General features: G+C 65.6%; 17 protein-coding genes. 6 read left to right on the top strand and 11 right to left on the bottom strand.

The window, feature by feature from the left end; all coding sequences use genetic code 11:
- Positions 1 to 22 precede the first annotated feature (22 nt).
- The 7 genes from GGD66_RS09055 to GGD66_RS09025 all read right to left on the bottom strand — a co-directional run bounded on the left by GGD66_RS09055 (position 23) and on the right by GGD66_RS09025 (position 8329).
- Complete coding sequence (locus GGD66_RS09055) at positions 23 to 856, bottom strand: phosphoenolpyruvate hydrolase family protein (RefSeq protein WP_092253132.1); 834 nt, start codon at positions 854 to 856, stop codon at positions 23 to 25.
- A gap of 3 nt (positions 857 to 859) precedes the next feature.
- Entirely contained in the window at positions 860 to 3070 is a 2211-nt protein-coding gene (locus GGD66_RS09050) for an ABC transporter permease (RefSeq protein ID WP_183257449.1), read from the bottom strand.
- On the bottom strand, positions 3063 to 3845 hold the full coding sequence (locus tag GGD66_RS09045) for an ABC transporter ATP-binding protein (protein WP_018318063.1): 783 nt from the start codon (positions 3843 to 3845) through the stop codon (positions 3063 to 3065). Before GGD66_RS09045 ends, GGD66_RS09050 begins: the two co-directional genes overlap by 8 nt.
- Positions 3838 to 4920 (bottom strand): branched-chain amino acid ABC transporter permease, encoded by a 1083-nt coding sequence (locus GGD66_RS09040; protein ID WP_018318062.1) that lies wholly within the window; start codon positions 4918 to 4920, stop codon positions 3838 to 3840. The genes GGD66_RS09045 and GGD66_RS09040 overlap by 8 nt, the downstream gene beginning before the upstream one ends.
- 1 nt (position 4921) lies before the next feature.
- Complete coding sequence (locus tag GGD66_RS09035) at positions 4922 to 5932, bottom strand: branched-chain amino acid ABC transporter permease (RefSeq protein WP_183235254.1); 1011 nt, start codon at positions 5930 to 5932, stop codon at positions 4922 to 4924.
- A gap of 193 nt (positions 5933 to 6125) precedes the next feature.
- Positions 6126 to 6953, bottom strand: a complete 828-nt coding sequence (locus GGD66_RS09030) for an AraC family transcriptional regulator (protein WP_018318060.1) — start codon at positions 6951 to 6953, stop codon at positions 6126 to 6128.
- 125 nt (positions 6954 to 7078) lie between these two features.
- Complete coding sequence (locus tag GGD66_RS09025) at positions 7079 to 8329, bottom strand: ABC transporter substrate-binding protein (RefSeq protein WP_183257448.1); 1251 nt, start codon at positions 8327 to 8329, stop codon at positions 7079 to 7081.
- A 230-nt stretch (positions 8330 to 8559) separates the two neighbouring features.
- Between GGD66_RS09025 and GGD66_RS09020 the strand changes: the two genes are divergently transcribed.
- A complete protein-coding gene (locus tag GGD66_RS09020) occupies positions 8560 to 9417 on the top strand; it encodes an SDR family oxidoreductase (RefSeq protein ID WP_092253126.1) in 858 nt (285 codons plus the stop codon).
- A gap of 75 nt (positions 9418 to 9492) precedes the next feature.
- On the opposite strand, the gene GGD66_RS09015 is transcribed toward GGD66_RS09020, so the two are convergent.
- A complete protein-coding gene (locus GGD66_RS09015; RefSeq protein WP_018318057.1) occupies positions 9493 to 10008 on the bottom strand; it encodes a ferritin-like domain-containing protein in 516 nt (171 codons plus the stop codon).
- Between the two features lie 87 nt (positions 10009 to 10095).
- On the opposite strand from GGD66_RS09015, the gene GGD66_RS09010 reads away from it, so the two are divergent.
- The 3 genes from GGD66_RS09010 (at position 10096) to GGD66_RS09000 (ending at position 13216) form a co-directional block, all read left to right on the top strand.
- Entirely contained in the window at positions 10096 to 10290 is a 195-nt protein-coding gene (locus GGD66_RS09010) for a hypothetical protein (protein WP_018318056.1), read from the top strand.
- Positions 10287 to 10598, top strand: a complete 312-nt coding sequence (locus tag GGD66_RS41280) for a hypothetical protein (protein ID WP_246788796.1) — start codon at positions 10287 to 10289, stop codon at positions 10596 to 10598. Before GGD66_RS09010 ends, GGD66_RS41280 begins: the two co-directional genes overlap by 4 nt.
- Before the next feature lie 296 nt (positions 10599 to 10894).
- Positions 10895 to 13216, top strand: a complete 2322-nt coding sequence (locus GGD66_RS09000; RefSeq protein WP_183257447.1) for a molybdopterin guanine dinucleotide-containing S/N-oxide reductase — start codon at positions 10895 to 10897, stop codon at positions 13214 to 13216.
- Positions 13217 to 13339: 123 nt separating this feature from the next.
- Here GGD66_RS09000 and GGD66_RS08995 read toward each other — a convergent pair whose 3' ends face one another.
- Positions 13340 to 14326 carry a helix-turn-helix domain-containing protein gene (locus tag GGD66_RS08995; RefSeq protein ID WP_183257446.1) on the bottom strand — a complete coding sequence of 329 codons (987 nt, stop codon included), beginning with the start codon at positions 14324 to 14326 and terminating at the stop codon, positions 13340 to 13342.
- A 355-nt stretch (positions 14327 to 14681) separates the two neighbouring features.
- Here GGD66_RS08995 and GGD66_RS08990 point away from each other — a divergent pair, with 355 nt between their 5' ends.
- Entirely contained in the window at positions 14682 to 17564 is a 2883-nt protein-coding gene (locus GGD66_RS08990) for a winged helix-turn-helix domain-containing protein (RefSeq protein WP_183257445.1), read from the top strand.
- A 167-nt stretch (positions 17565 to 17731) separates the two neighbouring features.
- On the opposite strand, the gene GGD66_RS08985 is transcribed toward GGD66_RS08990, so the two are convergent.
- Both GGD66_RS08985 and GGD66_RS08980 read right to left on the bottom strand, forming a co-directional pair.
- Complete coding sequence (locus GGD66_RS08985; protein ID WP_183257444.1) at positions 17732 to 18439, bottom strand: hypothetical protein; 708 nt, start codon at positions 18437 to 18439, stop codon at positions 17732 to 17734.
- 118 nt (positions 18440 to 18557) lie between these two features.
- Entirely contained in the window at positions 18558 to 21431 is a 2874-nt protein-coding gene (locus GGD66_RS08980) for a winged helix-turn-helix domain-containing protein (protein ID WP_183257443.1), read from the bottom strand.
- 330 nt (positions 21432 to 21761) lie between these two features.
- On the opposite strand from GGD66_RS08980, the gene GGD66_RS08975 reads away from it, so the two are divergent.
- Positions 21762 to 22433, top strand: a complete 672-nt coding sequence (locus GGD66_RS08975; protein ID WP_183257442.1) for a sensor histidine kinase — start codon at positions 21762 to 21764, stop codon at positions 22431 to 22433.
- Positions 22434 to 22456: the final 23 nt, after the last annotated feature.

Here is a 22456-nt window from a genome sequence, read left to right as displayed (position 1 = left end):
TCCTCCCTCGAACCTTCAGGCGTTACCGCGCGCCGATCGCCTTGAATTGACGTACCTGCTCCGTCAGCGCTCGCTCCACGGGAAGCCGCTCCATCGAGGAGGCTCCGTAGAAGCCGTGGCAATGGCGGGTGTTCTTCATGATGAAATCGGCATCGGCGGGATCAGCGATCGGGCCGCCATGCGCCAGCACCAGGATATCAGGGTTGACGCTGAGCGCGGCGGAGGCCCAGGTGTCGATCTGCGCCGGACAGTCCTTCAGCCTCAATGCGGTCTGCGCGCCGATCGTGCCGCCGGTCGTCAGCCCCATGTGGCAGACGACGATGTCGGCGCCAGCGATCGCCATCGCGGCCGCTTCCTTCTCGCTGAACACATAGGGCGTCGTCAGCATGTCCTTGTCGTGCGCCTTGGCGATCATGTCGATCTCGAGCGCGTAGGACATCCCGGTCTCTTCGAGATTAGCTCGGAACGTGCCGTCGATCAGGCCGACGGTCGGAAAGTTCTGCACCCCGGCAAATCCGAGCGCCTTCAGCTGGTCGAGAAACGCGTCCATGTCGCGGAACGGATCGGTGCCGTTGACGCCCGCGAGCACCGGCGTCTTCGTGACTACGGGCAGCACCTCGCCGGCCATGTCCAGCACGATGGCGTTGGCATCGCCGTACGCCATCAGCCCCGCGAGTGAGCCGCGGCCGGCCATGCGGTAGCGTCCGGAATTGTAGATCACGATGAGATCGACGCCACCGGCCTCCTCGCATTTGGCTGACAGCCCGGTGCCGGCGCCGCCGCCGACGATCGGCTCGCCGCGCTTCGCCATCTCGCGGAACCGCCTCAGGAGTGCTGCGCGTTCAAACCTTGGCATCGCTTACCTCGCTAGTCTCCGCCGCGCGCCGGCGCGGCCGAACAGGGTTCGGAACGCACCGACGATGGCGGCGGCGAAGTCGGGATCGTTGATGTTCTTGGGCGTGCGGATGAGCTGCCGATTTCCGGTCTGCCGCACGGTGCGCTCCAGCGTGCGGAACAGTGCGGCATCGGCGTCCGGATCCCAGAATGGCTGGCCCCGCGCATCGAGCGCGGAGACGCCGCCCTCGGGCAGGAAGAACCGCACCGGGCCGTCCATCTGGTTGAGCCGCTCGCCGATCCACCGGCCGATGCGCTCGTTCTCTTCCACGCTCGTCCGCATCAACGTCACTTGCGGATTGTGGACGTGGAATTTGCGGCCGCGGTAGCGCTCGGGAATGGTGTCGGGCGCGCCGAAATTGACCATGTCGAGCGCGCCGACCGAGCCGACATAGGGGACGCGCGTGCGGATGATCGCACCGAAGCGATCCTCGGTTGCGGGAAACACGCCGCCCATCAGGAGATCGCAGACCTCCGTCGTGGTGAGGTCGATGACGCCGGCGAGCTGGCCGGATTCGACGAGTTTCTCCATGGAGCGGCCGCCGACGCCGGTGGCATGGAAGACCAGGCACTCGAAATCGTCGCGCAGCTCGGCAGCGATCTTCTGCACCGCCGGCGTCGTCACGCCGAACATGGTGATGCCGACCGACGGCAGGCCGCCGGCCTCCCGTGCCGTCGCGGCCCGCACATCCAGCCGCGCCTTGACCATGCCGGCGAGCGCATTGGCACCGTTGGCGAGCACCGCGCGCGAGATCGAGTTCAGCCCCTGCACGTCGGTGACCGAGTGCATCATCGTGATGTCGGCCGGACCGACATAGGGCCCGACATCGCCGGAGGCGACGGAGGAGATGATCAGCTTCGGCACGCCGACGGGAAGCGCGCGCATGCCCGGGGCAACCAGCGACGCCGCGCCCGAGCCGCCGGCCGAGATCACGCCGGCGACATTGCCCTGGCGCCGCAGCCAGCTGGCGAACGCGTCGGCCATCGCGGTCACGGCAGCGCCGCGGTCGGGGCCGAACACCGCGGCACCGCCGCGGCCGTGGTTGAGCGCGATCTCCTGCGCGGAGACATCGCAGCTGGAATGCTTGCCGCTGGTCGAGACGTCGACCAGCCGCGTGCGCAGGCCGGTTTCGGCGATGATGTCGCGGATGAAGCGCAGCTCGAGGCCCTTGGTGTTGAGCGTGCCGACGACCAGCACGACGGGCGGGCCGGCGGTCTGCGCCGCCAGCGGCTCGCGCTTGCGCCGCGCGGTCTCGTCGAGCCGCGCGACCTGGGTCGAGAGTGTGCGCGCCGCCGCCTCGATGCGGGCGATCGGCACCGGCTGCGACCATCGCGTCGGCAGCGTTGGGTTGGAGACGTAGATGCGGATCGGCCCGTCGCGGCGCGGCGCCGGCGCCGGTTTAGCGTCCGGGCCGGATGCGGGGATCTCGATATCCGGCTCGAGCTCGGCGTGAAGCCCGACGCCGAGCAGGCGTTGCTGGAGCTCGCGGTCGGCGGCGAGCCGCGCGGAGTCGATGATGCGATTGATGCGGCCATTGACCATGATCGCGACGTTGCGCGAGACAGCGGTGGCGACGCCGATGTTCTGCTCGATCACCAGCACGGACATGTCGCCGTCCTCACCGAGCCGCAGCAGCATCTCCTCGACCTGCGCCACGATGACAGGCGCAAGTCCCTCGGTCGGCTCGTCCATGATCAACAAATGCGGATTGGTGAGCAGCGCGCGCGAGATCGCCAGCATCTGCTGCTCGCCGCCGGAGAGCTGGCCACCGCCGTGATCTTTGCGCTCGGCGAGGCGCGGGAAGGTGTCGTAGATGCGCTCGACCGTCCAGGCGCCGGAGCGTATGCCGCCGGCCAGCCGCAAATGCTCGTCGACGCTGAGCGAGCGCCACAGGCGGCGGCCCTGCGGCACGTAGCCGACGCCGAGCCGCGCAATCTGGGCGGAAGGCCGCCGCGTGATGTCCTCGCCGCGAACCCGGATCGACCCGCCGCTGACGCCGACCAGCCCCATGATCGCCTTGCACAGCGTGGTCTTGCCCATGCCGTTGCGGCCGACGACGGAGAACACGCCGCTCTCCAGCGTCAGGTCGACGCCCTGCAGGGCGTGCGAGTGACCGTAATAGACGTCGAGCCCGCGGACCTCGAGCGCGGCGGCGGAGCGGCGGGCCTCATTCATGGCCGCCTCCGAGATAAAGCTCCTGCACCTCGGGGTCGGACTGGATCTCTTCCGGCAGGCCCTCCTTGAAGATGCGGCCGTTGTGCATCATCGTGACGCTCTCGACGACGCGCAAGGCGACGTCCATGTCGTGCTCGATGATGATGTAGCCGATATGCGCCGGCAGCGAGGTCAGGATCTCGATCAGCTCGGCCCGTTCGGTCGGCGACAGGCCCGCGGCCGGCTCGTCGAACAGGACGAAGCGCGGGGCGCCGGCGAGCGCGAGCGCGATCTCGAGCTGGCGCTGCTGGCCGTGCGCGAGCTCGGCGACGCGCTGGTCCTTCACGGCGGCCAGATGCACGGCCTGGACGAGGTTGTCGGCCGCATGCATCAGGGCATCGTTCTGTCCCGGACGCAGAAACGAGAAGCGCCCGCGCGAGACGCCGCGGCAGGCGAGATAGACATTGTCCTGCACGGTGAGGCCGGGGAACAACGCTGAGATCTGGTAGGTCCGGCGCAGCCCGCGGCGGATGCGTTCATAGGGCGGGAAGTGGGTGACGTCCTCGCCGAAGAAGCGGATGGTGCCGGAGGAGGGCGCGAAGTCGCCGGTGATGCAGTTGAACAGCGTGGTCTTGCCTGCGCCGTTGGAGCCGAGCACGGCGCGGCGTTCGCCGGGCCGCACGGTGATGGTGACGTCGGTCAGCGCCGCGAGCGCGCCAAACAGCCTTGTCACGCCGCGCAGCTCCAGCGCGGCACCGGCGCCGACGGCCGAGAGGCGCTGCGCGACGCTATCCATGACCGCGTCCTCCGCTTTGGCGGTCGGTGCGGGAGCGTTGGCTCTGGCGCCAGCGCTGCCATAGGCCGATGACGCCGTCCGAGGACCAGAACACGATGGCGAGGAACCCGAGCCCGATCAGTAGCCGGAAGCGGTTGCCGTCGAGGCCGAGCCTGACCAGGAAGTCGAGCGCGAAGGTGCGCAGCAGCACGAAGATCAGCGCGCCGATGAACGGGCCGATCGGACGCGTGATGCCGCCGACGACGGCGATGATCAGCACGTCGATGCAGGCCCCGACGCTGACCGAGCCCGGCGAGATCTGGCGGTAGTTCCAGACCTGGAGCACGCCGGCAAGTGCGGCCACGAAGGAGGCGAAGGCATAGGCGGCGACGCGGTGCGCATTGACGTTGAAGCCGAGCGCCGCCATGCGGCGCGGATTGTCGCGTACGCCCTGCAGCGCAAGGCCGAAGGGGGCACGCGAGATATATTCGACCGCGAAATAGCAGAGCGCGGCAACCGCGAGCACGACATAATAGAAGGGAATGTCGGCGCGCCAGTTCACGCCCCAGAAGTGCGGCGTGGCCACGGTGTTGATGCCGGTATGGCCGTTGAAGATCGCCCAGTTCTGGTTGGTGAAATAGTAGAAGGCAGCTCCAATCGCGAGCGTGATCATGATGGTGTAGATGCCTTCGGTGCGCACCGCGAGCGCACCGCCGAGCGTGCCGAACGCGGTCGCCAGCGCCAGCGCCATGGGCACCGCGAGCCACCACGGCCAGCCCAGGCTGATATTGGCGTTGCCGCTGACGCCGAACACGGCGACCATGTAGGCCGAGAAACCCGCGATCGTGAGCTGCATCAGGCTGACCATGCCGCCGTAGCCGGCGAGGAACATCAGGCTGAGCGCCATGATGCCGAGGATCAGCGTGGTCGCGAAGATCTCGATCAGGAAGAAGCCGCTCGCGATCAGCGGCATGATCAGGAGAATGATCGCGACGATCCAGGCGGCGGGATTGTTGATCTCCGGCCATGTCCGCGCGGGGCGCTGCGCGACATCGGCGGGACGAACGGCAATGCGGGCATCGTGGGTGAGCGACATGTCAGCGCCTCGCCAACAGGCCTTGCGGCCGGATCGCCAGCACCAGCACCATGATCAGGAAGGTCACGACGATGGCATAGGTCGGGATGTAGACCGAGCCGAGCTGCTCGGCGAGGCCGATGATCAGCGCACCCAGCGCCGCGCCGGGGATCGAGCCCATGCCGCCCACGATCACGACGACGAGGGAGGCGAGCAGGAAGCGGATGTCCTCGCCCGGGGATAATGACTGGAAGGTGCCGCCGACGACGCCGGCAATGCCCGCAAGTCCCGCACCGAACGCGAACACCGCCACGAAAACGAGCTGGATGCGCACCCCGGTCGCGGCGAGGATATCGCGGTCGTCGACGCCGGCGCGGATGATCATGCCGGCGCGGGTGCGATTGAGCGCGAGCCACATCGCCACGCCGATCACGACGGAGGCGGCGAAGATCACCAGCCGCACCAGGGGATACCGGAGATAGACCGGCTCGCCCGAGGATTTGATCGCCGTGACCAGCGGCAGCTCGATGGGGCCGATCAGCCAGTTCGGCGTCTGGATCTGGTAGAAGTCGCCGCCACAGGCCCACAGCATGAGATCGGCGAACACGATCGAGAGCCCGATCGTCACCATGGTCTGCCTGAGGTCCTGGCCCTCCATCCGGCGGAACACGATCAGCTGGAGCAGGACGCCGACCAGGGCGGTGAGGATGAAGGCGACGATGAAGCTGAGCAGCCAGGAGCCGGTCGCAGTGCTGATGGCGTAGCCGACATAGCCGCCGAACAGATAGAGCGAGCCGTGCGCGAGGTTGACGTTGCGCATCAGGCCGAAGATCAGCGTGAAGCCGCTGGCGACGAGGAAGTAGAGTCCGCCGAGCGTGATGCCGTTGAAGACCGCGTTGAGGAAGACGCGCTTGCGGCCGATGGCCTCTTCGAGGCCGGGCGGCCAGACCGCGAAGACCAGCCAGAGCGCGACGGCAATGGCAATGATCGAGATCAGCGCCCAGGCCGGGTGGCGTTCGACAAAGCGGCTCATGTGCGCCACCCGCTTGGCCAGGGCGCATCCCGAAGGTCCACCAAATACAGGTCAGGCAGCCTTGCGCCGGCCGCTAGCCTCGCCATGAACGTGCGCTCCCGTCGGTCGCGACCCTCTTTCGGGATCGCGTTGCCCGCATCCTAGCGGGGCTGCGAGGACGACGTTTGATTGTGAGTATCTTTTCGTGGCCCGCTCAGGCGCGCAAAATCTTGGCCGCGCGACGATAATCGGTCGGGGCCATTCCCACATTGGCGGCGAAGAAGCGGGTGAAGCCGCTCTGCGACGAGAAGCCGAGATCGAAGCCGATATCGGCGATCGGCGTCTCGCTGGCCACGAGCGCTTCGAGCGCATGTTCCATGATCAGCGTGTTGAGATAGAGGTTCGGCGTCACGCCGGTCTGGACGCGGAACAGCCGGTAGAAGTGCGGTCGCGACAGTCCTGATTCCCGCGCGATCGTATCGAGCTCGATCTCGGCGCCGGGGCTCTCCGACATCATCTTGATGCATTTGCGCACGCGGAAATCGGTGACGGAGCCGTTTGCGCGTGGATCGCGCGCGATCTCGGCCTGCTGCCAGCTTTCGTCGTAACAGATGTCGATCAGCCGCCGCAGCTCGGAATCCAGGCTGGAGAGCGATGGTGCGCCGCACACGAGCGCGGCCGTCCGCCTGATGTGCTTGTCCAGCGCCGGCGTGCGCCGGAACTGGGTGCGGCCGAAACGCATCCGGTGGGTGCCGGAGGCATCGGGCGCAAACCATTCGGCGTTGACATAGAGCACGAAGAAGATCGCGCCGCCGTCGAGATCGGCCGGCAGGAAATTGTGCGGCTCCCAGGGATTGACCGCGACGACGGACGTCTCGTTGAGATCGTGGTGTCCGTCGGAGACGTCGATGCATGCGGGCATGCCGCCAACATGGAAGATCAGATGACCTTCACGATGGGCGTGAATATTGAAAGGGCGGTTCAACTGATAAACCGTCGCCCGGCCGAACCGGCCGTGGAAGACGGCGAGCGCACGGCTCATGCCTTCCCCTCCCGAATGTTCTTGTCTTTTCGCTCAGCGTTCAACAACGCCGACGAGATTGCAAGAGTGGAGAGCGACCGCGTCAGCAAGTCGCTCCCCGGATTGCGCATCGCAGGGGTGATGCGTCAGTATTTCTTACATTCCGGCACGGTGCGGCTCGGCAGCCCGATCTTGGAGAATACGGCCGGGTCGTAGCCGAGTGTCTGGTTCACGTTCGGGATCACCTTCACGACCTTGCTGAACAGCGCGCCCTTGCCGTCATCGACAACCTCGGTGACGAAGTTGGTGCCGATCGCCTGGCGGTTGGAGTCGAGCTTGATCTTGCCGTTCGGCGCGTCGATCTCGATCTTGGCGAGGGCTTCCTTGTACTTGGCCTGGTTGTTGGAGAGATCGCCATTGACCTGACGCAGCGCCAGGATCAGCGCCATGGTCGAGTCATAATAGTTGGTGGCGAGCAGCGACGGGCTCGGGAAGCGTTTGTTGGGCGGGAAAGCGTCCTGATAGGCCTTCACGAATTTCTGCCAGCCCGGATCCTCCCAGGTATCGGCCTGGCCGCTCGCCGCGATGGTGCCGACCAGGGCGTTCTTGGCGTTGCCCTTCGACGACAGGATGGTCTGGTCGATCATGATGGAACCGCCCATCAGATGCGCCTTGCCGCCGGCCTGCTGGTACTGGTTGAGGAAGTTGACGGCATCGGCGCCGCCAAGCCCGAGATAGATCGCGTCGACATCGTCCGGCAGTGCGGCGATCACCGAGGCGAAATCCTTGGTGCCGAGCGGCACCCATTGCCGGTTGGTGACCTGTCCACCGGCGCCGCAGAACTCGAGCACGAGGCCGAACACCTGCGTGTAGATGAACGAATAGTCCTCACCCACGGTCGCGATCTTGCGATACTTCTTTTCCTCATAGGCATATTTGCCGAGGCCGACCTGCCACTGCGCGCCGTCCATGTTGTAGCGGAAGAAGTTCGGGGCGGGATCGACATAGGTCGTCTCCTGCGCGCCGGAGGCCGCGTTGATGAAGGTCAGCTCGGGATGGGTTTTCGCAAAGTTCTTCACCGCGATGCCCTCGTCGCCGGAGAGCGGCGAGAGCAGGATCTGCACTTTGTCCTGCTCGATCAGCTTGCGCACGGCGCGTACCGCGCTGTCCGGCGTCGCGTCGGTCGAGGCGACGATGAATTCGAGTTCCTTGTCGCCGACCTTCTTGCCCAGGACGTTGAGGGCCGTCTGGTGGCCGCGCATGCCGTCCTCGCCGAGCACCGTGTACGTGCCTTCGAGGGTTGCGGTTACGCCCACCTTGATCTTTTCCTGGGCGATCGCTGCGCTTGAAAGAAACAAGCTGCTCAGCGCGAGCAGTCTCACACTGCATTTCGACATTGTGCTCCTCCCTGTGTGTTCGTCTTTTGTCGCCGCGTGGCTCTCGGCCCGCGGCTTTGATGGGAAAGCTAACCGAAGTCGGATGCGGTGCATGCGTTGGCGCCCCCTTTGGTTTGACGGGCAGTCTCATTTTTGAATGGTGCGGCGCAAATGGTTTCGCGGTGCAACAGGCGGTCACAGGAACGCTTCCGGCGGGGCTCCGTTAGCGGAGCAAATTGCTGGAGTTGTCCATGATCGAATACCCCAAGCCGCCTTATCCTTCGCAACAGCAGCCGATGCCCGGTTCGACGCGTGCGATGAATCCACGTCCCGATCATGGTGAGGAGAGTTACAAGGGCGCCGGACGCCTGGCCGGGAAAAAGGCGCTGATCACCGGAGGCGACAGCGGCATCGGCCGCGCGGTCGCGATCGCCTACGCCCGAGAGGGCGCCGACATCGTCATCTCCTATTTGAACGAGGACGAGGATGCAGCCGAGGTCAAGGCGCTGGTGGAGCAGGCGGGACGCAAGGTCGTCCTCATTCCCGGCGACATCAGCAATCCCGAGCACTGCCGCGGCATCGTGCGTCGCACCGTCGACGAGCTCGGCGGCATCGATATCCTCGTCAACAATGCGGCGCATCAGGCCACGTTCAAGGACATCGCCGACATCAGCGACGAGGAGTGGCAGCGCACGTTCGCGACCAACATCCACGCCATGTTCTATCTGACCAAGGCTGCGGTCCCTCATATGAAGCCGGGAGCTGCGATCATCAACACGGCGTCGGTGAACTCGGACATGCCCAACCCGACGCTGCTGGCCTATGCCACGACCAAGGGCGCCATCCAGAATTTCACGGGTGGGCTGGCGCAGATGCTCGCCGAGAAGGGCATTCGGGTCAACGCCGTCGCTCCAGGTCCGATCTGGACGCCGCTGATCCCGTCGACGATGTCGGAGGAAAGGGTCAAGAATTTCGGCAAGCAGGTCCCGATGCAGCGCGCCGGCCAGCCGGCCGAGCTCGCAACCGCCTACGTCATGCTGGCCGATCCGCTCTCGAGCTACACCTCGGGGGCCACGTTGGCCGTCACCGGCGGGAAGCCGTTCATCTGATTGGATGCGCCTCGTCAGCGTCTGCACCGTGGCGGCGCCGGGCGCCGGGCCGCCACGTCCTGGTCAGCAGATCGATCAGGCGGCGTTGGACGCCTTGGCGTTGACTCCCTTGCGGAGCGCCACCGTGTTCAGCTTGGTGTTGGCCGCCTTCTCTTCGTTCAAATTGGTCGTGAGGAAGCGCACGATGTCGTCGTGGCCGAGCTCTTCCGCCCAGGCGATCAACGTGCCGTAGCGGCAAATCTCGTAGTGCTCCACGGCCTGCGCGTTGGCCACGATCGCGGCATCGAGCACGGCCTTGTCCTCGATCTCGCCGGCGGTCGCGTCGGCTTCCTCGATCAGGCCGTCGATGGCCGGACACTGCGTGCCGCTGGGCTCCTTGCCGAGCTTGGCGAACACCTTGTCGAGCCGTTCGACCTGCTTGTTGGTCTCGTCCAGATGAGCCTTCAGGCCGGCGGCGAGATCCCTGTTGGTCGCCTTGTCGATCATCTTCGGCAGCGCCTTCAGGATCTGCTGCTCCGCGTAATAGATGTCCTGCAGCCCGTGCAGCAGCAGGTCTTCCATCGATTTGATGTCCTTGGTGAAGAATCCCATAAAAGACGGCTCCTTTTCACAATGATGACACTGGAACGCTGCGCGGCCGCAGCTGTTCCATTCCGGTGTGCAGATCGGGAGAGCCGAATGAGCGATGGAATTGATCATCTTGCAGGCCTGCTCGGACGCGCGGCGATGGACGTGTGGGGCGACATGCCTCGCGACATCCAGGAAGCGCTGTTCGAGTCCGCCATGAAGGGACGCGAGAGTGAGCGCGAGGAGCTCGCACGGCTGCTGCACGAGCGCCATCCGCGCACGCTTCATCCGGCCCGGCCGGGATGATGCAGCGGGTGGAACGATCGTACGCGCCGCTGATTGGTAAACTGAGTGACGCGTCGCCGAATGACTCGAACGAGGCCGCGGGAGGCGCATCGCTCGACCGTTGGAAAATTTGTGAGTCGATCGCCTTGACTGAGGTAAACATCGGAAAATGGTACGACCCGATCTCGGAACGGTGGATCGTGCCGCGTGAAGCGCGCGCCATCGCCGGCTATGGTCAGTCCGGCGCCGAGAAGGTGCCGGAGAGCCACGAGAGACGCGAGGCGCAGCGGATCTGGGAGCTGTTGGTGGATTGCTGCGCAGGTGAGTGATGCCGAGCCTCAGGCGGATTTGGGCCGAAGCCAAACTGTCGTGGTCCCCCCTTTAAGCGCCCGTCGAATAGTTGTGGTCAGATAGATCCCGGGCGCTCCGCGGCACCTTTGAAACCGCTTTCGTTCCTCGCGGTGCGGCCGACAGCTCCGGGCTTGGGCGAACGCCTCCTGCAACGACCTCTGGCATCGCGGGGCAGCCCAGCGTTTCCGTCAACGCTGATCTCGACGACCTCACGATCGGATCGGTATATTACCACCCCGATTAGCAGGCCGGACGCCGGAACAAGGATCACGCGATGGACGATACGATTGGCTTTCCCGATCCCGGTCTCGACCTGTCGGATGGCTTCAAGCCGCACACCTCGCATTGGGGCGTGTTTTCCGCGCGCCAGGGCGTGGCCGGGCTGGAGGTCAGGGCCTATGCGGGCGACCCCGATCCGAACGGCATCATCGACAATTTCCCTGGTGCGCTCCGCCATCAGGCGCGCATATCCCAGCCGGCGATCCGCCGCGGCTGGCTCGAGCGCGGGCCGGGTCCCGACGATCGCCGCGGCCGCGACGAATTCGTCTCCGTGAGCTGGGAGAAGGCGCTTGACCTGCTCGGCGACGAGCTGTCGCGCATCCGCGATACAAGCGGGCCTGGCGCCGTGTTCGGCGGTTCCTATGGCTGGTCGAGCGCCGGCCGCTTTCATCACGCCCAGAGCCAGGTGCATCGCTTCCTCAACATCGCGATGGGCGGCTATGTGCGCTCGGTCAACTCCTATTCCTCCGGCGCGTCCTCGGTGCTGCTGCCGCAAATCCTCGCCGGCTACGAGGACATTACCAAGCGCAACGTCACCTGGGAGCAGATCGCCGATCACACCGACATCGTGCTGGCCTTCGGCGGCATGGCGCTGAAGAACTCCATGGTGGCCGGCGGCTCGATCAGCAAGCATGTCGAGCGCGGCGCCATGGCAGCGGCCCGCAAGCGTGGCTGCGAGTTCATCCTGGTCAGCCCGCTTCGCGAAGACCTGCCCGTCGAGGCCGGTGCGGAGTGGATGACCTGCGTGCCGAGCACCGACACCGCCTTGATGCTCGGCCTCGTCCACACGCTGGTCAGCGAAGGCCTGAACGACCAGGCCTTCCTCGATCGTTACACGGAGGGATGGCCGGTCTTCCTGCGCTATCTCACCGGCGAGAGCGACGGGCAGGCAAAGCATGCCGAATGGGCCGCCGCGATCTCAGGCGTCGAGGCGGAGACGATCCGCAAAGTCGCGCGCCGGCTCGCCGGAAAGCGCGCACTGATCACCGTCTCTCATTCGCTGCAGCGCGCCGAGCATGGCGAGCAGCCGGTATGGATGGGCATGGTGCTGGCGGCGGCGCTCGGCCAGATCGGCCTTCCCGGCGGCGGCTACGCCTATTCGCTCGGAGCGATCGGCTATTACGGCCGCCGCGTCAACGACGTGCCGGGGCCGACGCTGGGGCAGGGCCGCAACGGCGTCGCCGATTTCATTCCGGTGGCGCGCATCGCCGACATGCTGCTCAAGCCGGGCAGCACCTATCGCTACAATGGCGAGACGCGGACCTATCCGGACATCCGCATGGTCTACTGGGCTGGCGGCAATCCCTTCCATCATCACCAGGACATCAATCGCCTGCGCAAAGCGTTTGCGAAACTCGATACGTTCGTCGTGCATGAGCTTGCCTGGACCGCCACCGCCCGTCACGCCGACATCGTGCTGCCGTCGACGATGACGCTCGAGCGCGAGGACATCGGCTATTCCAGCAACGACCCCCTCATGGTGGCCATGCACCGGATTGCCGAGCCGTTCGGGCTTTCGCGCGACGACTACGACATCTTTGCCGATCTCGCCGATCGTTTGGGGGCCCGCGAGCCCTTCACCGAGGGACGCACGTCGCGGCAATGGCTCGAGCATCTCTACGAGCCGACCCGCGCCTCGCTCGCCAAGCGTGGCCTGGAAGCCCCTCACTTCGACGAGTTCTGGGCGCGCGGCAGCCTCGTCGTTCCGCAGCAGCCCGATGACGGCGGACGGTTGCGCCGCTTCCGCGAAGATCCGGTCAATCACGCGCTGCCGACGCCGAGCGGGCGCATCGAGATTTTCTCGCAGAAGATCGCCGGCCATGGTGATGCGGATTGTCCGGGGCATCCGGTCTGGCTCGACAAGACCGACATGCCCAAGCCGGGGGCGCCGTGCTTCCTCGTCGCCAACCAGCCGGTGACGCGGCTGCACAGCCAGCTCGACTTCGGCGGGCATTCGCTTGGCTCGAAACATCGCGGCCGTGAGGTCGCGCGGATGAACCCGCGCGATGCGGACGCGCGCGGCATCAAGGACGGCGACATCATCCGCCTGTTCAACGATCGCGGTGCGTGCCTTGCCGCGGTCCACGTCACCGACGGCATCGCGCCCGGCGTGGTGCAGCTTCCGACCGGCGCCTGGTACGATCCGATGGATCCGGAAGACGAGGCGCCGCTCTGCGTTCACGGCAATCCGAACGTGCTCACCCGCGACATCGGGACCTCGTCGTTCGCGCAAGGCTGCACCGGGCAGCTGACGGTGGTCGAGGTGGAGAAGTTCACCGGAAATCTGCCGCCGATCCGCGCGTTCGATCCGGTGTAGGGTGTCGTAGCCCGGATGGAGCGCAGCGTTGCGCCAAGAAAATGGGGCCGTCCTGTGTGGGAGCAGGGACGGCCCCGAGAGGCTCGCCGGCCCCGGAGGATGAGGGCGCGAGCCGCCGGATGCCTAGGCCGCGGCGCTGGCGGTCCAACCGATCTGCGGGGAAGAACGACGCCGCAGCGGCGCTTCGACCTCGAGCCGCTCACCCCTGCTGGCGAGGCGCCAGCGCGCCGGTGATTGACCGCTGATGCGTTTGAACACGGTCGAGAAATGCGCCTGCGTGCTGAAGCCCACGGCAAGCGCGATCTCCGCCAATGGCCGCTCGGTGCTTGCAAGCAGCGTCTTCGCCTGCTCGGTGCGGTGATTGAGCAGATATTCGCGGGGACGGTAACCGGTCGCGGCGCGGAATTGTGCCGCAAAGTGCATCCGGGACAGGCCGGCGACATTGGCAAGCTCGGACAGGCTGATGCCGCGGTGGAAATGATCGGCGATATATTGCTCGACACGCCGCAGCCGCCATTTCGGCAAGGCATTGACCCTTGCGCGCGGCAACTCGATCCGGGTGAGATGCATCGCCAGGGTCTGGCCGATGCACTGTGTGAAATGCCGGTCTGCGGCATCACTTTGCTCGATCAGCGCCTTGGCAAGCTCGGCGGCGAGCGGATCGCGCAGCAGCACGAGGTCATTGAGCCCGTCGGCCGCAACGACATGGGCCGGAAGATGATCCGTGGAGATGTGGACGTGCAGGAAGGCGCATGGCGACTGGAATTGCACGCCGAGAGATTTCGAGGGAGCGGTGACATAGAGCGTCCCCGCAGGCATGGTGCCGTCGAAAATGATCTGGCGGTCCCGTGTCAGCTTCGCGCGCGTGGTCTTCAGGGCGATGCCGATGAAATAGCGATCATCCGGCGTCGTCGTTTCGTGCGACGAGCTGCTCCGCGAGTCCTCCCATCGCGAGATCGTGATGTCCTGGATCGCGCCGTCCACAGTGCGATCGATCTGACGCCATTGGCTCTCCCGGGCGATCACCTGCGTCGGGCGAAGAACCTCGTGATCCCGCGAGCCGGCCGGAAAATCGATCCAGGCATGGGCCGCGTGCAAATTGTTCGACATCGCTCGTCCTCTCCTGGCTTTGCCGCGGTTTGCAACGACCGGCAAACGCGCAAAGCCAATGCTGTCCATGCTCGGAGGATAGGCGTGAGCTGGCCAGGACGCCCGTTAGTGGTGATTAGGATCTGTTAGATTTTGTGCGCGTGCATCAGGTGCGACAGCCCGCCGCAGACGTTTGATTAAGTCCAATTTGTCAGAGATTTGCCCGGCTGCCCCTGTTTGAGGGGACCTCAAGGAGCATCGCGTGGCGATCGACGTGCCGGTGTGAGATCCGCGCAGGGCCTTCGCTGGACCTCGCATCGGTGCCGGGTATAGTCCCCGCGCGTTTCGAGGAAGCAGTCGTCAAGATGAGCAAGATGTGACCGACCTCTCGGCAGGACATGGCCCCCGCAGCGGCGGCGCCGGAACGATCCTTGATCTCGATGCCGTCTCGTTCGGGCCGTTCTCGCTGCGCTCGCGGCTGCTGGAGAAGGACGGCGTGCCAGTCAAGCTCGGCAGCCGCGCGATGGATATTTTGCGCCTTCTCGTCAGCCGTGCCGGCGAGGTGGTGCCAAAGAACGAGATTCTCGGCTACGCGTGGTCCGGCCTCTCCGTCGAGGAGATCAGCCTGCGGGTTCATGTCGCCGAGCTGCGCAAGGTGCTCGGCGACGGCAAGGACGGCGTCCGCTACATCACCAACATTCCGAGCCGGGGTTATTGCTTCGTCGCGCCGGTGCAGCGTGGTCCACGCGCGGAGCCGCCGTCGCTCACGTCGCGGCCAGCCGAAAAGGTGACGTCGTCACCGTCTCTGCCGCATCGTTTGGACCGGATGGTCGGGCGGGACGAAATCGTGGCCGAGCTGGCGCCGCGCTTGCTCCGCGATCGTTTCGTCACGCTGCGAGGGCCAGGCGGCATCGGCAAGACCACCATTGCGGTCGCGCTCGCGCATGCCCTGTGCGACAGATTCGAGGGCAACGTCCACTTCCTCGAATTCGGTCCGCTCAAGGACGCCGCGTTGGTGGCGAGCACGGTTGCCGCCGCGCTGGGCCTCGTCGTGCACCACAACGATCCGAGTGACAGCATCGTCAATTTCCTGCGCGGGCGCCGGCTGCTTCTCGTTCTCGACAGCTGTGAGCACGTCATCGACGCGGTCGCACGTCTCGCGGAAGACATTCACCGCGAGGCGCCCGGCGTCGCCATCCTCGCCACCAGCCGCGAGTCGCTGCTGGTGGCTGGCGAGCAGATTTTCGAACTTGCTCCGCTGCGCGGCCCGCCGCAAGGCACGCGCCTCAGCGCCGGCGAGGTGCTGAATTATCCGGCGGCGCGCCTGTTCGTCGACCGCGCCAATGCGGCGGGGCATCGCGACGATCTCACCGACGAGGATGCGGAAGTCCTGGTGCAGATCTGCGGCAAGCTCGATGGCATCGCGCTCGCGATCGAACTTGCTGCCGCGCGCGTCGGCCTCTACGGGCTGCGCGAGATGGCGGCGCTGCTCGACAGCCGCCTGCAGCTCGAGTGGCGCGGGCGACGAACGGCGCCGCCGCGGCAGCAGACGCTCGGTGCCACGCTTGACTGGAGTTTCGGCCTGATCGGCGAGAACGAGCGCATCGTGTTCCTGCGGCTCGCCGTCTTCGCAGGTCACTTCACCCTGAAGGGCGCCATAGCGGTGGTGGCCGAGGAGGAAACGCCGGAGGAACGCGTCATCGACGCGCTGGAGCAGCTCGTGGCCAAGTCGCTGGTGTCCTCGCAGCCGGACGGCGCATCGCGGCGCTATCGCCTGCTGGACGCAACGCGTGCCTATGCCATGCAGAAGTTGGCGGATGGCGGTGAGGCAAGCGTCATCGCGCGCCGTCACGCTTGTTATGTTCAACGCACGCTCGAAGCCGGCCTGACGGCGCAGGGTGGCAGCGGCCAGATGTCCCGCTCGCAGGAGCGTGCGGGCCTGCTCGCCGATGCCCGCGCGGCGTTGGCATGGAGCTACGCCAATGATGACGGCGCCGACTTGCGCGTGCCGCTTGCCGGCAGTTGCACGGGCCTGTTCGTCGAGCTGAATTTGCTGAACGAGGCGCGCATCTGGTCCGATCGCGCGCTCGCGATGCTCGACGACGCCGATCGTGGCGGCCGATGGGAGCTCGAGCTTCAGTCAACGCTCGGTCACGCCTTCATGTTCACCGAGCGCAACAGCGAGCAGGCGGAAGCGGCGCTCCGGCGCGGGCTGGAGATCGCGCAGACGATCGGCGACCACGCCAACACATTCAGGTTGTTATCGCGACTGAACATGTTCTATCGCCGGACCGGCGGCTACCGGCATCTGGTGCCGACTGCGCGTCACGCCGAACGGATTGCGCGCCTGATCGGCGATACCGCGGGCATTGCCGGCAGCAAAGCGCTTCTCGGCGTGTCCTATCACCTCGCCGGCGACCAGGCCGAGGCGCAAGCTCATCTCGACGAGGGCATGCGCGACGACGCCGCACTGCGGGGCACGCAACCCGGACATTTCGCCTATTCGCGTACGCCGCAAATTCCGCTGGCGCGCGTGTTGTGGCTGCGCGGCTATCCCGATCGCGCGCTCGAATGCGTCCTCCCGCTCGTCGGCGCATCAGCGCCGCGCGACGTGGTCATGCATTGTATCGCGCTGTGCTGGTCCGCCTCGGTGTTCGGTTGGGTCGGCGACTGGTCCGCCGTCGAGACCATGAGCACTCGCCTGGCGACGCATGCGAGCATGCACGGGCTCGTCCCCTATGAGGCCGTTGCGACCGGCTTTCGGGCGCAGACCATGATCGCCCATGGCGAGGCCCTTGGCGGCATCGACCTGTTGCGAAGCGCACTTCCGCGTCTGCACGCGGATCGCTACGAGCTCTATATGTCGGCATTCGCCGCGGATCTGTCTTCCGGGCTGGTCTCATTGGGGCGCTTGGCGGAAGGCGCTCAGGTCCTGCACGAGACCATCGACCGCGTCGAGCAGGAAGGCGGCGCCTTCGACATGCCGGAGCTGCTGCGTCTGCGCGGAGAGCTCGAGGCGCAGAGCGGAAACCTCGACGCGGCCGAGGCAAGCCTTGTCGCATCGGCGGAGCTCGCCGAGCAACAGGGCGCGCTGTCCTGGCGGCTGCGAACCGAGATGTCGCTGGCGCGGCTGCGCGAGCGGCAGGGTGTACGAGATCCGCGCGAACAGCTCGCCAAGACCTATGCGCGGTTCACCGAGGGGGTCGACACCGCCGATCTCAGGGCCGCACGGCTCATGCTGAATCCGCCTTCCGCCTGATCAAGCCGAACAGCGGCGGCGCCTCCGCAGCGATCCGCCACGCGGTTGCTGTCAGCCCTTGTGTCCGTCCAGTCGCGCAAGGAAGCCGCGAACGAGCGCAGCGATTTCGCTGTTGGCTCGTTATGTATTGTTAGGCGTTGAGAGCGGCCATGTCAGCCGTACCGCCGCTATTCGAAGACGGCGTCGAAGATCTCGACGTCCATCAGCACCGGCTTGGCAATCACGGTTCCATCGGGCCGCAATGTCTGCGCGCGCCGAAGGGTCGGCACCACGATGCCGCCGAAGCTGTCATGAGCCCAGGAGGAGTGTGCAACCTTCATCCCGAAGAGATCGTGATCTGCCCGTCGCTGCAGAGCGCTCTCGTCGAAATAGAAGATCTGCTCGGACGCGAGCGTCATCAGGTGAGCCGGGAATCGTGCCCGCAGCCGCCGCCAGGTTTCGGCATTCTCCTGCCAGGGCGACAGCTCCTCGATCACGACATCGGGGTGGGCAAGCAGGAATGGAATCGTCAGATAACTCCAGATTGCGACGCCGCAGAAGAAGACGAGGTGCAGCTCGTCCGCGAGCGCCGGTGGATCGACCTCGGAAAATGCAAGACCGGGATTAGGCCAGAACCGCAGGACCTCACCATCCAGGCTCTCGATCGTGATCGCGTCCGGTTGAAAGGAGCCGGAGTGCTCACCCCCGGTGATGCCGGTGAAGCGCACCGATTGCGTCCGGGTCGAACCTTCCGCGGTCACGTCCTTGAATTCCCGGGCATGGCCGGCACTGGAGAACAGCGTCCCGCCAACGGAAAGGTGGAGCGTGAACCGGTTCAAGCTGTTCCAGCGGGCCATTCCGCCGCTGGCATCGATTACATCGTCAAGAAGCGCCATGTCCCGCCACATCCACCGTGCAGTGTCTCCACCATGGCGGGGCGCATGCGGCTTGGCGTGTTAGAAGTTGTTAGGAGTTGCGAGCGAGTAGCATGGCAGTATCTCGTTGAAGATACTCTCAATTCAGGGTGCCCAGCAGCTCCCTGGCAGCGATCAGATCGCGGGTCTGGAGACCTTCCTGGTAGCGCGCAACGAGGGGGCTGAGCAAAGCGCTAGCGTCAGCGGCCTTGCCGGCCCGCTCCCAGATGCGGCCGAGGCTGATCGCCCCGCGAAGCTCCCAGCCGACCGCGGATTGACGCCGGGACAGATCGAGCGATTTGCGCAAGGTGCCCTCCGCCTCTACAGCGTTGCCAGACCCGGCGAGGATGTCACCCTTGATCCTGAGCATCTCCGGCATGTCGAAGGATTCGCCGTGATCGGGAATCTGGGCGATCGCCTCGTTGATCGTCTGCAAGGCCTCGTCGGGCTGGTTCTGGGAGGCGAGACCCTCCGCGAGCGCTGTCGCAAACACCGTCGTCATGATGCGGTGCCGTGTCGCGTACAACGTGGCCTGACTGCGGCGAAGGTGCTCGATCCCGGCCGCGACGTCGCCGCGGCGCAGCAGCAACTCGCCCTTCTGGCCGATGCCGACCGCGTGATAGGGGCCGAGGAAGTGCCGCGCGGAATGGTCGATCAGCCGCTCGATCAGGATTTCGGCACTGGCCCAGTCGCCGACCCAGAGGAACACGTAGATCGTCCAGATCAGGGAGATGCCGAGGGTAAGCGGCTGCTCGAGCAGCTCGGCCTCGCGCACCGTGTATCTGGCCACCTCGATCGCTCGCTCGGGCCGGCCCGTGAGCCAGAGCCCGCGCGCCAGCGCAACCAGCGCGACGATGCGGTCGTCATAGCCGAGATGCCCGATATTCAGCCGTTGCGAGCCGGGATTGTGCACCATCGCGCTTTCGCAGAACCGAACCGCCTTGTCCTGGTTGCCGATCAAATGGTGCGCGACGCCGCGCATCCAATCCACGTTCAGCGTGGCGGCGGAATCATTCAGTTTGCGCGCAACGCCCTCGGCCTGTTCGCTGGTGTCGAGCGCGCCGTGAAAATCGCCGACCCTGGTCAGGTAGATGTGCAATCCGCGCAGCAGCCAGAGCTGCCAGTGCAGGTCATCGAGCTGCCGGGCAAGCTCGAGACTGCGCGTGAAGGCCGACCGGACCGCTTCCGTATTACCTTGCGTGAACATCACGGAGACGCCGAGCGCGGCCTGCAGGGTCATCTCCTGTCGGCTGTCCACGGCGCTCGTGTCGAGGGACGCCAGCGCCTGCTGGGTCCATCGGTAGCATTCCGTCAGCAATGTCAGCTCGAGGAAGAACTGCGCCGCCGAGGCCGCCAGATCCACGCCGATCGTCCGGTCGCCGCCGTCCGAAAAGCTGAAGGTCAGCGCGGCCCTGACATTGGGCAAATGGTCGGCATAGGGAAGGAAGCCGCCCGCGCTCTGCATGCCCGTGGATTTCAGCGCAATGTCGCGCAGGAAATCGCGGAAATATTCGGCGTGGGCGCGCGCGACGCGGTCCGCTTCGCCGTTCTCGACGAGCTTGTCCGCCATGAAGGCGCGGGTGGTGTCGAGCAGGCGATAGCGCAGCCGCCGCTCAGCCGGCGAGGTCGCGATCAGGGATTTGGAGAGCAGGTTCGAAATGGCTTCCACACCTTCGCCCTCGCTGATGCCCTGGCAGGATGCGATCGCAAGCGCGGCTTCCAGCGTGAACGGCCCGACGAACACCGACAATCCGCGCAGGGTCGCGCTCTCGGTCGGCGGCAGCAAATCGTAGCTCCAGGCGAGCGCCGCGCTCAGGGTCTGGTGCCGCGGAATCGCGGTGCGCCGTCCCCGCCACAGCAGCGAGAAGCGGCTGTCCAGCAGTGATGCGGTCCCGGCAATGCCATAAGCGTTGACACGTCCGGCCGCGAGCTCGATCGCCAGGGCGATGCCGTCCAGCCGTCGGCAGATCTCGGCGACGAGCGGCGCATCCTCCTCGGTGAGCTCGAATTCGCTCAGGCTCTCGGCAATGCGTTCCACGAAGAGCTGGCTTGCGGGATAGGCAAGGATGTCGGCAATGCCGAGGCCTTCGCGCTGCGGCGGGCAATCCAGCGGAAACAGCCGGTGGACGCGCTCACCTTCGGTGCGAAAGGATTCGCGGCTGGTGGCCAGAATATGCAGCTTCGGCGCCTCGCGGACCATGCGTTCGGCCAGAGGGGCGAGCTCGTCGAGGATATGCTCGCAACTGTCGAACACCAGCAGCATGCGCCGGCTGCGCAGGACCGTCAGCAGGCTCGGCACGGGATCGTCGGCATTGACGGTCAGGCCCAGCGCGGCCGCAATCGTGCCGGGAACGAGCCGGACATCCGTCAGCGCGCCGAAATCGACGAAACATACCTGGTCATCGAAGCCGGCGAGCTCGCGATGCGCGACGGCAAGCGCGACCGACGTCTTGCCGATCCCGCCCGGGCCGACGATTGTGACGAAGCGATGCTGGGCAAGCTCGGCCGAGATCTTCTCGACCGCATCGTTCCGCCCGATCATCTTGGCGAGCGGCGCGGGCAGCGAGCGGGGCGAAGCGTCGGGCAGGCTGGTCCGGCTCTCCGAAGGCGCAGCCCGGAGCAGCGGGGCCGCGAAGCAATAGCCGCGTCCGGGGACGTTGATCACGTAGCGGGAGCCTTCGCCGGCATCGCTTAAGGCCCTATCGTTCAAAGCCTTATCGTTCAAAGCCTTGCGCAACGTCGTGATGTGGAAACGCAGGCTGCCTTCGTCGACGTTCACATCGGCCCAGATGCGCTTGATCAGCTCCCGCTTGTCCACGACCTCGCCGGCACGCTCGGCGAGAAAAATGAGGATGTCGAGCGCGCGGCCGCCGAGGTGAAGCGGGACGCCGTCCTTCTCAAGCAGCCGCGACTTCGTGAACAAGCGAAATGGCCCGAAGGCAATGACCGAATCTTGCTCGTTAGTGTCCGGCACGGGCCAACAATTCCAGTGAAAAGGCTGAAGTCTGCAGTTTTGGTCTAACAGAACGAGACGTCCAGTAAACTGGCCGAAAGTGGCGAAATCGCGTGGCGATCATCGCGATCGGCCGATCACGCGAGGAGCGTCGCAAATCAAACTTAAACGCGAGTGGTCCAGCGAGCGATCGGGACAATCCGGCAATGCGCTGGACCGCGATGGCGGATCTGGATCTCGGTCGTCGCGACGGTGATCATAACAGAATCTTGCAACGTCTAACGAGCAAAGCACGCGAACAGCATCCAGTATGGCATTCGCGTTAGATGCAATTTTCAACGGGAGGCTATGATGTCCGCGATCGGCGCTCGGCCGAACGACCATGTCGTTCGCTCTCAATTTGTACCTGGCCTCGATGATCAGTCGCGTGATTGGGAGCTCGTGCTGCGGGAATCCCACCATCGCATGAAGAACACGCTGACGCTGCTGGGTGCGTCAGTCCGTCGCGATTTCACGCGCGCGGGCAGGGGCGATGTGTCGCTGGCGGTGGACCGGTTTGAGCGGCGCATCGTCGCCTTCGGCAGGCTCTATCAACTTCTGTCCGATCATGACGATCTGCCGGTCGTCTCCGCAGCGGCCTTCTTCGAAAGCTTGTGCAAGGCGATCTCCGAGGCTGTGCTGGAACCGGCAGGCATCCGCTGCGAGGCCGCGATCGAAAGCGGCTCGCTGCCGGCTGCGCAGTGTCATCGGCTCGCGCTGATGTTGACGGAGCTGGTCACGAATGCGGCAAAGCATGCTTTCCCGAACAAGAAGGGGGCGCTGATCCGCATCGGCATGGCCCGGCGCGACGGCGCCTGGCTCTGCACGGTGGCCGACAACGGCACCGGTGCGACCGGTCCGCTCCAGGGCACCGGCAGCCGGATTCTCGAAGGGCTCGCACGCAGCATCCAGGCGCGGCTGCAGGGCGAGGCGGGCGAGGGCGGCACCCGGGTCACCATCGTGATGCCGATCGCTGCGGCGTGAGCCCTCCCTCACAACGGCTAGCG

Origin of the sequence: Bradyrhizobium sp. CIR48 (assembly GCF_014198315.1) — a bacterium.
GTDB lineage: Bacteria > Pseudomonadota > Alphaproteobacteria > Rhizobiales > Xanthobacteraceae > Bradyrhizobium.
Note: the sequence above shows the minus strand (reverse complement) of the source record. Positions and strands in the feature narration are given on the sequence as shown.

Bases quoted from the DNA above. Each gene is read 5' to 3' on its own strand.
- GGD66_RS09055 (WP_092253132.1), bottom strand. From the start codon at position 856: ATGCCAAGGTTTGAACGCGCAGCACTCCTGAGGCGGTTCCGCGAGATG.
- GGD66_RS09050 (WP_183257449.1), bottom strand. From the start codon at position 3,070: ATGAATGAGGCCCGCCGCTCCGCCGCCGCGCTCGAGGTCCGCGGGCTC.
- GGD66_RS09045 (WP_018318063.1), bottom strand. From the start codon at position 3,845: ATGGATAGCGTCGCGCAGCGCCTCTCGGCCGTCGGCGCCGGTGCCGCG.
- GGD66_RS09040 (WP_018318062.1), bottom strand. From the start codon at position 4,920: ATGTCGCTCACCCACGATGCCCGCATTGCCGTTCGTCCCGCCGATGTC.
- GGD66_RS09035 (WP_183235254.1), bottom strand. From the start codon at position 5,932: ATGAGCCGCTTTGTCGAACGCCACCCGGCCTGGGCGCTGATCTCGATC.
- GGD66_RS09030 (WP_018318060.1), bottom strand. From the start codon at position 6,953: ATGAGCCGTGCGCTCGCCGTCTTCCACGGCCGGTTCGGCCGGGCGACG.
- GGD66_RS09025 (WP_183257448.1), bottom strand. From the start codon at position 8,329: ATGTCGAAATGCAGTGTGAGACTGCTCGCGCTGAGCAGCTTGTTTCTT.
- GGD66_RS09020 (WP_092253126.1), top strand. From the start codon at position 8,560: ATGATCGAATACCCCAAGCCGCCTTATCCTTCGCAACAGCAGCCGATG.
- GGD66_RS09015 (WP_018318057.1), bottom strand. From the start codon at position 10,008: ATGGGATTCTTCACCAAGGACATCAAATCGATGGAAGACCTGCTGCTG.
- GGD66_RS09010 (WP_018318056.1), top strand. From the start codon at position 10,096: ATGAGCGATGGAATTGATCATCTTGCAGGCCTGCTCGGACGCGCGGCG.
- GGD66_RS41280 (WP_246788796.1), top strand. From the start codon at position 10,287: ATGATGCAGCGGGTGGAACGATCGTACGCGCCGCTGATTGGTAAACTG.
- GGD66_RS09000 (WP_183257447.1), top strand. From the start codon at position 10,895: ATGGACGATACGATTGGCTTTCCCGATCCCGGTCTCGACCTGTCGGAT.
- GGD66_RS08995 (WP_183257446.1), bottom strand. From the start codon at position 14,326: ATGTCGAACAATTTGCACGCGGCCCATGCCTGGATCGATTTTCCGGCC.
- GGD66_RS08985 (WP_183257444.1), bottom strand. From the start codon at position 18,439: ATGGCGCTTCTTGACGATGTAATCGATGCCAGCGGCGGAATGGCCCGC.
- GGD66_RS08975 (WP_183257442.1), top strand. From the start codon at position 21,762: ATGTCCGCGATCGGCGCTCGGCCGAACGACCATGTCGTTCGCTCTCAA.